Origin of the sequence: Kitasatospora sp. McL0602 (assembly GCF_052076145.1) — a bacterium.
In the GTDB taxonomy this organism is placed as follows: Bacteria; Actinomycetota; Actinomycetes; order Streptomycetales; family Streptomycetaceae; genus Kitasatospora.
This window is the reverse complement of the sequence record NZ_CP197246.1, coordinates 5136785-5148234: the sequence shown is the minus strand read 5'-3', so window position 1 is coordinate 5148234 and position 11450 is coordinate 5136785. Positions and strand designations below refer to the sequence as shown.

General features: G+C 67.1%; 8 protein-coding genes and 1 rRNA gene. All 9 read right to left on the bottom strand.

Going from position 1 to position 11450, the window contains the following annotated elements; genetic code table 11:
* Window positions 1-15 precede the first annotated feature (15 nt).
* The 9 genes from ACR68M_RS23440 to rpsO all read right to left on the bottom strand — a co-directional run bounded on the left by ACR68M_RS23440 (window position 16) and on the right by rpsO (window position 11285).
* Window positions 16-1535 (bottom strand): 16S ribosomal RNA (locus ACR68M_RS23440).
* A gap of 451 nt (window positions 1536-1986) precedes the next feature.
* Window positions 1987-3672: a ribonuclease J gene (locus ACR68M_RS23435; RefSeq protein WP_441246074.1), complete on the bottom strand. Its 1686-nt coding sequence runs from the start codon at window positions 3670-3672 to the stop codon at window positions 1987-1989.
* Window positions 3673-3841: 169 nt separating this feature from the next.
* The gene (gene dapA, locus ACR68M_RS23430; protein ID WP_441246073.1) at window positions 3842-4741 is read right to left on the bottom strand and encodes a 4-hydroxy-tetrahydrodipicolinate synthase; all 900 of its coding nucleotides are present in this window, start codon (window positions 4739-4741) and stop codon (window positions 3842-3844) included.
* A gap of 217 nt (window positions 4742-4958) precedes the next feature.
* Window positions 4959-5693 carry an FAD-dependent thymidylate synthase gene (gene thyX, locus ACR68M_RS23425; protein WP_441246072.1) on the bottom strand — a complete coding sequence of 245 codons (735 nt, stop codon included), beginning with the start codon at window positions 5691-5693 and terminating at the stop codon, window positions 4959-4961.
* 50 nt (window positions 5694-5743) lie between these two features.
* Window positions 5744-6178, bottom strand: a complete 435-nt coding sequence (locus ACR68M_RS23420; RefSeq protein ID WP_441246071.1) for a hypothetical protein — start codon at window positions 6176-6178, stop codon at window positions 5744-5746.
* Entirely contained in the window at window positions 6178-6924 is a 747-nt protein-coding gene (gene dapB / locus ACR68M_RS23415) for a 4-hydroxy-tetrahydrodipicolinate reductase (protein ID WP_441246070.1), read from the bottom strand. The genes ACR68M_RS23420 and dapB overlap by 1 nt, the downstream gene beginning before the upstream one ends.
* Window positions 6925-6935: 11 nt before the next feature.
* Complete coding sequence (locus ACR68M_RS23410) at window positions 6936-8288, bottom strand: M16 family metallopeptidase (RefSeq protein WP_441246069.1); 1353 nt, start codon at window positions 8286-8288, stop codon at window positions 6936-6938.
* A gap of 87 nt (window positions 8289-8375) precedes the next feature.
* Window positions 8376-10583, bottom strand: coding sequence for a polyribonucleotide nucleotidyltransferase (locus ACR68M_RS23405; protein WP_441246068.1), 2208 nt, complete (start codon window positions 10581-10583; stop codon window positions 8376-8378).
* A gap of 411 nt (window positions 10584-10994) precedes the next feature.
* A complete protein-coding gene (gene rpsO, locus ACR68M_RS23400; protein WP_441246067.1) occupies window positions 10995-11285 on the bottom strand; it encodes a 30S ribosomal protein S15 in 291 nt (96 codons plus the stop codon).
* Window positions 11286-11450 lie beyond the last annotated feature (165 nt).

The following is an 11450-nucleotide window of genomic DNA, read 5'->3' as shown; positions in this document are numbered from 1 at the left end:
CTATGTGCTCCTTAGAAAGGAGGTGATCCAGCCGCACCTTCCGGTACGGCTACCTTGTTACGACTTCGTCCCAATCGCTGGTCCCACCTTCGACGGCTCCCTCCCAAGGGTTAGGCCACCGGCTTCGGGTGTTACCGACTTTCGTGACGTGACGGGCGGTGTGTACAAGGCCCGGGAACGTATTCACCGCAGCATGCTGATCTGCGATTACTAGCAACTCCAACTTCATGGGGTCGAGTTGCAGACCCCAATCCGAACTGAGGCCGGCTTTTTGGGATTCGCTCCGCCTCGCGGCATCGCAGCCCTTTGTACCGACCATTGTAGCACGTGTGCAGCCCAAGACATAAGGGGCATGATGATTTGACGTCGTCCCCACCTTCCTCCGAGTTGACCCCGGCAGTCTCCTGTGAGTCCCCATCACCCCGAAAGGCATGCTGGCAACACAGAACAAGGGTTGCGCTCGTTGCGGGACTTAACCCAACATCTCACGACACGAGCTGACGACAACCATGCACCACCTGTATACCGACCACAAGGGGGCGACCATCTCTGGCCGTTTCCGGTATATGTCAAGCCTTGGTAAGGTTCTTCGCGTTGCGTCGAATTAAGCCACATGCTCCGCTGCTTGTGCGGGCCCCCGTCAATTCCTTTGAGTTTTAGCCTTGCGGCCGTACTCCCCAGGCGGGGAACTTAATGCGTTAGCTGCGGCACCGACGACGTGGAATGTCGCCAACACCTAGTTCCCACCGTTTACGGCGTGGACTACCAGGGTATCTAATCCTGTTCGCTCCCCACGCTTTCGCTCCTCAGCGTCAGTAATGGCCCAGAGATCCGCCTTCGCCACCGGTGTTCCTCCTGATATCTGCGCATTTCACCGCTACACCAGGAATTCCGATCTCCCCTACCACACTCTAGCCTGCCCGTATCGAATGCAGACCCGAGGTTAAGCCTCGGGCTTTCACATCCGACGTGACAAGCCGCCTACGAGCTCTTTACGCCCAATAATTCCGGACAACGCTCGCACCCTACGTATTACCGCGGCTGCTGGCACGTAGTTAGCCGGTGCTTCTTCTGCAGGTACCGTCACTTGCGCTTCTTCCCTGCTGAAAGAGGTTTACGACCCGAAGGCCTTCATCCCTCACGCGGCGTCGCTGCATCAGGCTTTCGCCCATTGTGCAATATTCCCCACTGCTGCCTCCCGTAGGAGTCTGGGCCGTGTCTCAGTCCCAGTGTGGCCGGTCGCCCTCTCAGGCCGGCTACCCGTCGTCGCCTTGGTAGGCCATTACCCCACCAACAAGCTGATAGGCCGCGGGATCATCCTGCACCGCCGGAGCTTTCCACCAACCCCCATGCGGAGGAAGGTCATATCCGGTATTAGACCTCGTTTCCAAGGCTTGTCCCAGAGTGCAGGGCAGATTTCCCACGTGTTACTCACCCGTTCGCCACTAATCCACCCGAAGGCTTCATCGTTCGACTTGCATGTGTTAAGCACGCCGCCAGCGTTCGTCCTGAGCCAGGATCAAACTCTCCGTGAATGATGTCCGGATATCCGGTAGCACTCGCGTTGAGCGGCACGGCGACCCACCGGAATAGGGTGGCCCCGTGCACTGCGTCCTCGCTGTGTTTTGTTACTAAAGGAATCTCCAACCCGGAACGCCGAAACGATCCAGGCCGGGGATGTCAACATATCTGGCGTTGACTTTTGGCACGCTGTTGAGTTCTCAAGGAACGGACGCTTCCTTCAAGCCGCTCTCGCAAGCTCTCCGGGCGCTTCGTTCTTTCGTGTTTAAAGCTTATCAGATGTTTTCCGGCGGTTTACCACCGGGCTCTTTCTGATTTGCTTTCCGCCTTTCGGCGCTCCCGAACTCTAGCAGAGTTTCTCGACCGGATTTCCGGCTCCGAATTGCTTCGGAGGGAGAATGACCCGGTCGTGGGGCAACTCGGAGAACACTACGCACCGGGTTGCCCCACGTCAAATCAGGGTGCTCAGACCTCGACCACGACGGGAAGGATCATCGGGCGGCGGCGGTAGTTGTCCGCGACCCACTTGCCGATCGTGCGGCGCACCAGCTGCTGGACCTGGCGCACCTCCAGGACACCGTCGTTGGCGGACCGCGCGAGCGCCTCCTCCAGCTTGGCGACGACCGGCCCGAAGGAGTTGTCGTCGATGCCGGAACCGCGGGCCTGGATGGTCGGGCTGCCGACCATCTTGCCGCTGTTGGAGTCGACCACGACGAAGACGGAGATGAAGCCCTCCTCGCCGAGGATGCGACGGTCCTTCAGCGAAGCCTCGGTGACGTCACCGACGGACGAGCCGTCGACGTAGACGTACCCGGCCTGGACCTTGCCGACGATCTTCGCGACGCCGTTCTCGAGGTCCACGACGACGCCGTCCTCGGCGATGACGGTGCGGTTCTTCGGGACACCGGTCTTGATGGCAAGGTCGGCGCAGGCCCGCAGGTGGCGCCACTCGCCGTGCACCGGCATCAGGTTCTTCGGCTTGCAGATGTTGAAGAAGTACAGCAGCTCGCCGGCCGAGGCGTGCCCGGAGACGTGCACCTTGGCGTTGCCCTTGTGGACGACGTTCGCGCCCCAGCGGGTCAGGCCGTTGATGACCCGGTAGATCGCGGTCTCGTTGCCCGGGATGAGCGAGGAGGCCATGATCACGGTGTCGCCCTCGACGATCCGGATCTGGTGGTCGCGGTTGGCCATCCGGGAGAGGGCCGCCATCGGCTCGCCCTGGGAGCCGGTGCAGACGAGCACCACCTCCTTGTCCGGGAGGTCGTCCAGCGTCTTCACGTCGACGATCAGGTTGCCCGGCACCTTCAGGTAGCCGAGGTCACGGGCGATGCCCATGTTGCGGACCATCGAGCGGCCGACGAAGGCGACCTTGCGCTTGTGCTCGTGTGCGGCGTCCAGGACCTGCTGGATGCGGTGCACGTGGCTGGCGAAGGAGGCCACGATGATGCGCTTGTCGGCGCTGGAGAAGACGTTGCGCAGCGCGGCGGAGATGTCCCGCTCGTGCGGGATGAAGCCGGGGACCTCGGCGTTGGTGGAGTCCACCAGCAGCAGGTCCATGCCCTCCTCGGCCAGCTTGGCGAAGGCGGGGAGGTCGGTCAGGCGACCGTCCAGCGGCAGCTGGTCCATCTTGAAGTCGCCGGTGCAGACGACCATGCCGGCCGACGTGCGAATGGCGACCGCGAGGGCGTCCGGGATGGAGTGGTTGACCGCGATGAACTCGCAGTCGAAGGGGCCGATGCGCTCGCGCTCGCCCTCCTTGACCTCCAGCACGTACGGGCGGATGCGGTGCTCGGCGAGCTTGGCCTCGATCAGGGCCAGCGTCAGCTTGGAGCCGATCAGCGGGATGTCCGGGTTCTCGCGGAGGAGGAACGGGACGGCGCCGATGTGGTCCTCGTGGCCGTGGGTCAGGACGATGCCGTCGATCTTGTCGAGGCGGTCCCGGATGGACGAGAAGTCCGGCAGGATCAGGTCGATGCCCGGCTGCTCTGCCTCCGGGAAGAGCACTCCGCAGTCGACGATGAGCAGCCGGCCGGCGTACTCGAAGACCGTCATGTTGCGGCCGATCTCACCGAGACCGCCGAGCGGAGTGATTCGGAGGGCGCCCTCCTTGAGTGCGGGGGGCGTGCCGAGTTCGGGGTGCGGGTGGCTCAAAAGGAACTCTCCTCACGACGCACGCCATATGCCCGGGGGTCCTCCCCGGAGACATATGGCGCGCGTGCTGTCGTTGATTGCCTACTTACCAGGTATCTCGCGCCTTCGTCTCCGGTCCAGCGGCAGCCCCGCGAGGGGCCGGCGAGCCGGGAGCGCGCACGTCTTGTCTTTAGAGGTGTACCCCGCCGGCGGCGAGATCCTTCCTCAATCGGTCGATCTCCTCCGGCGTGGCGGACACCAGCGGGAGTCGCAGTGGACCGGCCGGGTGTCCCTGGAGGTTCAGGGCGGCCTTGCTGAGGATGACGCCCTGGGTGCGGAACATGCCGGTGAAGAGCGGGAGCAGGTTCTGGTGGATCGCGGTGGCCTTGGCGACGTCACCCGCAAGGTACGCCTCGATCAGCGCGCGTAGCTCGGTGGCGGCGACATGGCCCACCACACTGACGATACCGACAGCGCCGACGGAGAGCAGCGGCAGGTTGAGGATGTCGTCGCCGGAGTACCAGGCGAGGCCGCTGCGGGCGATGGCCCAGGAAGCCGCGCCGAGATCGCCCTTGGCGTCCTTGTTGGCGACGATCCGGGGGTGCTCGCCGAGCCGGACGAGGGTCTCGTGGCTGAGGGCGACGCCGCTACGGCCGGGGATGTCGTAGAGCATCACGGGCAGCTCGGTGGCGTCCGCGATCGTCACGTTGTGCTGGTAGAGCCCCTCCTGCGGGGGCTTGCTGTAGTACGGGGTGACGACCAGCAGGCCGTGCGCTCCGGCGGCCTCGGCCTGCCGGGCCAGCTCGACGCTGTGGTGGGTGTCGTTGGTGCCGACCCCTGCGACGACGTGTGCCCTGTCGCCGACCGCCTCCACCACGGCACGGACGAGCTGGGCCTTCTCGGCGTCGGTGGTGGTCGGGGACTCACCGGTGGTGCCGTTGAGCACCAGTCCGTCGTTGCCGGAGTCGACGAGGTGCGCGGCGAGGCGCTGCGCACCGTCGAGGTCGAGTCCGCCGTCGGCAGTGAAGGGGGTCACCATCGCGGTGAGGACCCGGCCGAAGGGGGTCTGAGAGGTGGAGGTCGGAGCCATGCGTCCAAAACTACTCGTAGGCGGCCGGTGGGTACCTAAGCCGGTCCAGGGTTCGGACAGGTGTGCCGGGGTGGAACGTGGCCTGACATGGGATTCCGGTGCTGCATGCTCGGGGGTTCAAGCAGCACCGGAATCCTTGTCCTGAGACTAGGGAGCGGCTGTTGAAGCTGCAATCCAGACATGCCAGGACTTCTGCCGATATGCCTATCGGCCCAGGTCAGGGGGCGACGCGGCCGTGGGCGTTGAAGGCCGCATGGGTGAGCGGCATGAGCTTGGCCCACTCCGCCTCCATCTGCTCGGCGACCATCTCGATCTCGCGCTGCGGGAAGGACGGGACGGTCGCCCGGTCGTCCTTGGTGCGCAGCGAGAGGAAGTGCATCAGCGAGCGGGCGTTGCAGGTCGCGTACATCGAGGAGAACAGGCCGACGGGGAGGACGGCGCGGGCGACCTCGCGGGCGACACCCTCGGAGAGCATCTGCTGGTACGCGGCGTAGGAGGCCTCGTACGCGGCCTTCATCTGCTCGTCGACGACGGTCTGCTGCTTCTCGGTGCCGTCGACGAACTCGTAGCGGCCGGGGCGGCCCTGCTGGACGAGCTTGCGGTCGGTGCCGGGCACGTAGAAGACGGGCTGCAGCTCGCGGTAGCGGCCCGACTCCTCGTTGTAGGACCAACCGCTGCGGTGGCGGTGAAACTCGCGGAAGACGAAGATCGGCGCGCTGATGAAGAAGGTCATCGAGTTGTGCTCGAAGGGGGTGCCGTGGCGGTCCCGCATGAGGAAGTTGATCAGGCCCTTGGACTTGTCCGGGTCCTGTTGCAGGGCTTCCAGGGACTGCTCGCCCGTGGTGGAGACCCTGGCCGCCCAGATCACGTCCGAGTCCTGGGCGGCGTGCCGGACCAGGTCCACGGTGACGTCGCTACGGAACTTCGGGGCCAGCTCGACTTCGTCGTTCACTCGGCAATCCTCATTGTTCGACAACTGGTGCTGCCCACCAGGGTAGGGGGTCAGACGTGCAGCCTGATCGCGTGCTGCATGGTCTTGCGGGCGCGCGGCACGTCACCGGCGTCGGCGTAGGCGACGGCGAGGCGGAACCAGACCCGCCAGTCGCCGGGGGTGGCCTCGGCCTCGGTCCGGCGGCGGGCGAAGACGGCGTCGGCGGAGGCCCGGTCGATCCGGCCGCCGGAGGTGCGCTTGAGCTCGTCGACGGGCAGGCCGCCCTCGGCCTCCAGCTCGCGGGCGAGCCGCTCGCTGGCGCGGCCGAAGCGGACGGTCTGGCGCAGGAACCAGACGCCGATGGCGGGGATGACGAATGCGCAGAGGCCGATGCCGATGCCGAGCGGCTTGCCGGTGGCGATCAGCTGGATGCCCTCGCCCACGCAGATGACCGAGACCAGCAGCAGGACGCCCGCGAGGATGAAGAAGCCCGTACGGGAGGTCATCACAGGTCCAGGAAGTTCTCGAGGCCGAAGGTCAGCCCCGGGGTGTCGACGACCTTGCGAGCGCCGAGCAGGATGCCGGGCATGAAGCAGCTGTGGTGCAGCGAGTCGTGCCGCAGGGTGAGCGTCTCGCCGGTGTCGCCGAGCAGCACCTCCTGGTGGGCCAGCAGGCCGCGCAGCCGTACCGAGTGCACCGGCACGCCGTCGACGTCGGCGCCGCGGGCGCCGGGGAGGCCGTGGGTGGTCGGGTCGGTCTGCCGGGGCAGGCCGGCCTCGGCGCGGGCGGCGGCGATCAGCTGGGCGGTGCGGGCGGCGGTGCCGGAGGGGGCGTCCGCCTTGTTGTTGTGGTGCAGCTCGACGACCTCGACGGTCTCGAAGTACTTCGCGGCGGTCTGGGCGAACTTCATCGCGAGCACGGCGCCGATGGAGAAGTTCGGCGCGATCAGCACGCCGACGCCGGGCGAGGCGTCGAGCCAGCCGCGCAGAGTGGCGAGCCGCTCCTCCGTCCAGCCGGTGGTGCCGGTGACGACGTGGATGCCGTTGGCCACGCAGTACTGGAGGTTGGCCATCACCGCGTCGGGGTGGGTCAGCTCGACGGCGACCTGGGTGCCCGCCTCGGTCAGCGTCTCCAGCTTGTCGGAACGGCCGGGGGTGGCGACGAGTTCGAGGTCGGGGGCGGCGGCGACGGCCTTGGCGGCCTCGGAGCCGATCCGGCCGGTCGCGCCGATGACGGCGACTCGCAGACTCATGGGGTGTCCTCTCAGACCAGGAGGTCGGCGAGCTTCGCGGCCCGCTTGTCGTTGACCGGGCCGATCAGGGCGAGCGAGGGCCGGTGTGCGCCCAGCACATCACGGGCGACGGCGTGCACGTCCTCCAGGGTGACGGAGGCGATGCTCTCCAGCATGTCGTCGACCGACAGGTGGTGGCCGTAGCAGAGCTCGGCCTTGCCGATGCGGTTCATCAGCGAGCCGGTGTCCTCCATGCCGAGCACGGTGGAGCCGGAGATCTGGCCGATCGCGCGGCGCAGCTCCTCCTCGGTGATGCCCTCGGCGACGACCTTGGCGAGCTCCTCGCGGCAGATCTTCAGCACCTCCTCGACGCGCTTGGGCTGGCACCCGGCGTAGATGCCGAAGAGGCCGCTGTCGGCGTAGGAGGAGGAGTACGAGTACACCGAGTACGCGAGGCCGCGCTTCTCCCGGACCTCCTGGAAGAGGCGGGAGCTCATGCCGCCGCCGAGGGCGGCGTTGAGCACGCCCATCGCCCAGCGGCGCTCGTCGTGCCGGGCCACGCCGGGGACGCCGAGCACCAGGTGGGCCTGCTCGGTCGGGCGGTTCAGCACCTCGACCCTGCCGGCGGTGCGCACGGCCTTGACGCCCTTGCGGACCTCGGCCGGGTGGCCGGTGGACTTGGCGAGCACCCCGGCGAAGGCCTTCTCGACCATCCGGACGACCTTGGCGTGGTCGAGGTTGCCGGCGGCGGCGACGACCAGCTGCTCGGGCTTGTAGCGGCGCTTGAAGAAGCCGGCGATCTGGTCCCGGGTGAGGCCGGTGACGGTCTCCTGGGTGCCGAGGATCGGGCGGCCGAGCGGGGAGTCCCCGTAGACGACCTTGGCGAAGAGGTCGTGGACGACGTCGCCCGGGTCGTCCTCGGCCATCGCCATCTCCTCGAGGATGACGCCGCGCTCGGCCTCGACGTCCTCGGGGCGGATCAGCGAGCCGGTGAGCATGTCGCAGACCACGTCGATGGCCAGCGGCAGGTCGGTGTCGAGCACCCGCGCGTAGTAGCAGGTGTTCTCCTTGGCGGTGAAGGCGTTCATCTCACCGCCGACGGCGTCCAGGGCGGCCGAGATGTCGAGCGCGCTGCGGCGCTCGGTGCCCTTGAAGAGCAGGTGCTCCAGGTAGTGCGTGGCGCCGTTCAGGACGGGCGTCTCGTCCCGCGAGCCGACGCCGACCCAGATGCCGAAGGTCGCCGAGCGGACCGTGGGCAGGGTCTCGGTGACGACCCGCAGGCCGCCGGGGAGGACGGTACGGCGTACGGTGCCGGCGCCGTCGACGCCCTTGAGCAGGGTCCGGGTGCTGCCGGGGCGCTGCTGTGCTGCCGAGGCCTGGGCCACAAGTGTTCCTCTCAAACAATGACAACAGGGTGCGGCCCGCACGCTCCGGGCTGGGAGTGTGCGGGCCGCGGTGGAGCTAGGAGCGCGTCACTCGGACGCGGCCTCCGCGCCCTCTTCGCCCTCGGTGACCGGGATCAGCGAGAGCTTGCCGCGCGGGTCGATCTCGGCGATCTCGACCTGGACCTTGGCGCCGACGGCCAGCACGTCCTCGACGTTCTCCACGCGCTTGCCACCGGCGAGCTTGCGGATCTGCGAGATGTGCAGCAGGCCGTCCTTGCCCGGCATGAGCGAAACGAACGCGCCGAACGTCGTGGTCTTCACCACGGTGCCCAGGTAGCGCTCCCCGACCTCCGGCATGGTCGGGTTGGCGATCTGGTTGATCGTCGTACGGGCAGCCTCCGCCGAGGGACCGTCGACCGCACCGATGTAGATGGTGCCGTCGTCCTCGATGGTGATGTCCGCGCCGGTGTCCTCCTGGATCTGGTTGATCATCTTGCCCTTCGGGCCGATGACCTCACCGATCTTGTCCACCGGGATCTTGATGGTGATGATGCGCGGTGCGTACTGCGACATCTCGTCCGGAGTGTCGATCGCCTCGTTCATCACATCGAGGATGTGCAGACGGGCGTCCTTGGCCTGCTTCAGCGCGGCGGCCAGGACCGAGGCCGGGATGCCGTTCAGCTTGGTGTCGAGCTGGAGCGCGGTGATGAAGTTGCGCGTACCGGCGACCTTGAAGTCCATGTCGCCCATGGCGTCCTCGGCACCGAGGATGTCGGTCAGCGTGACGTAGTGCGTCTCGCCGTTGACCTCCTGCGAGATCAGACCCATCGCGATACCGGCGACGGCGGCCTTCAGCGGCACACCGGCGTTCAGCAGCGACATGGTCGAGGCGCAGACCGAGCCCATCGAGGTGGAGCCGTTGGAGCTCAGCGCCTCGGAGACCTGGCGGATCGCGTAGGGGAACTCCTCGCGGGTCGGCAGCACGGGCAGGATCGCCCGCTCGGCCAGCGCGCCGTGACCGATCTCGCGGCGCTTGGGCGAGCCCACGCGGCCGGTCTCGCCGACCGAGTACGGCGGGAAGTTGTAGTTGTGCATGTAGCGGCGACGCGTCTCCGGGGAGAGCGTGTCGAGCTGCTGCTCCATGCGGAGCATGTTGAGAGTGGTGACGCCCAGGATCTGGGTCTCGCCACGCTCGAACAGGGCCGAGCCGTGCACGCGCGGGATGGCCTCGACCTCGGCGGCGAGCGTACGGATGTCCGTGACGCCACGGCCGTCGATGCGGACCTTGTCCTTGATGACGCGCTCGCGGACGATCTTCTTGGTCAGCGCGTTGTACGCGGCGCTGATCTCCTTCTCGCGGCCCTCGAACTCCGGGAGGAGCTTCTCGGCGGCGATCGCCTTGACGCGGTCGATCTCGGCGTTGCGCTCCTGCTTGCCGGCGATGGTGAGCGCCTTGCCGAGCTCGTCCTTGACCGCGGTGGTCAGGGCGGCCAGCACGTCGTCCTGGTAGTCCAGGAAGACCGGGAACTCGGCGGTGGGCTTCGCGGCCTGGGCGGCGAGCTTGGCCTGCGCGGCGCACAGCACCTTGATGAACGGCTTCGCGGCCTCGAGACCGGCGGCGACGACGTCCTCGGTCGGCGCCTCGGCACCGTCCTCGACCAGCTTGATGGTCTTCGTGGTGGCCTCGGCCTCGACCATCATGATCGCGACGTCACCGTCGGCCAGGGTGCGGCCGGCGACGACCATGTCGAAGACGGCGTCCTCCAGCTCGCTGTGGGTCGGGAACGCGACCCACTGACCCTTGATCAGCGCGACGCGGACGCCGCCGATCGGGCCGGAGAACGGCAGGCCGGCCAGCTGGGTGGACGCGGAGGCGGCGTTGATCGCCACGACGTCGTACAGGTGGTCGGGGTTGAGCGCCATGATCGTGCAGACGACCTGGACCTCGTTGCGCAGGCCCTTGACGAAGGACGGGCGCAGCGGGCGGTCGATCAGGCGGCAGGTGAGGATCGCGTCCTCGGAGGGCCGGCCCTCGCGACGGAAGAACGAGCCGGGGATGCGGCCCGCGGCGTACATCCGCTCCTCGACGTCGACCGTCAGCGGGAAGAAGTCGAAGTGCTCCTTCGGCTGCTTGGAGGCGCTGGTGGCCGACAGCACCATGGTGTCGTCGTCCAGGTAGGCCACGGCGGAGCCGGCGGCCTGACGGGCCAGGCGGCCGGTCTCGAAGCGGATGGTACGGGTGCCGAAGCTGCCGTTGTCGATGACGGCCTCGGCGTAGAACACGTTCTCTTCCACCTGGAAGATCTCCTCTTTCGTACGTTTCCGAGGGAGCGCCCCTGCGCTTGTCCACCTGCGGCCCTGGGCATTACCGGGCCGGTCTTCGATCGAAGCCTCCGGGCTGTCCGCTCTGGGACTCCCGGCGGCCACTACCGAGGACCGGCGCCTCTCGGCTGCCTGGTCGGCGGTCGCGTGTGGACGCTCCTCCGGATGCGGGCGGCTTCCGTTTGAAGCCTTCGGCCCGCTGGGGTGATGTCGTGCTGCCTCAGTTCTCGCGGCGTCGTGCCGACGCCATGACCGGGCATGCCCCTCACCTTACAAATTCACACCCTACAGAGCGCGTCATTACCACGCGTGTGGAAATGAGTCTGTCCGGATGCAGCGAGGGGCGGCTCCCCTGGGAAGGGGAGCCGCCCCTGCACGGCGGTCTTAGCGGGCGCCACCGGCGGCACCGCGACGGATGCCCAGACGCTCGACGAGGATACGGAAGCGGTTGATGTCTTCCTTGGCCAAGTACTTCAGCATCCGGCGACGCTGGCCGACCAGGATCAGCAGACCACGACGCGAGTGGTGGTCGTGCTTGTGGAACTTGAGGTGCTCGGTCAGGTCCGAGATACGGCGGGACAGCATGGCGACCTGGACCTCGGGGGAGCCGGTGTCGCCTTCCTTGATGCCGAACTCGGCGAAGATTTCCTTCTTGACAGCGGCGTCGAGAGCCACAGCAACTCCTTCTGAGATGGTCCGAGCGATCCTGGTCTACGGCACAGGATCTGAAGTGACTCGGTGTCGTACGTCGAGCGCCGCCTCCCGCGGCTTCGGGCCCGAGGGCTCCGGGGCGGGACAGGCTGCGCTCAAGGGCCAATCGTAGCAGTGCCCGCCACCGAC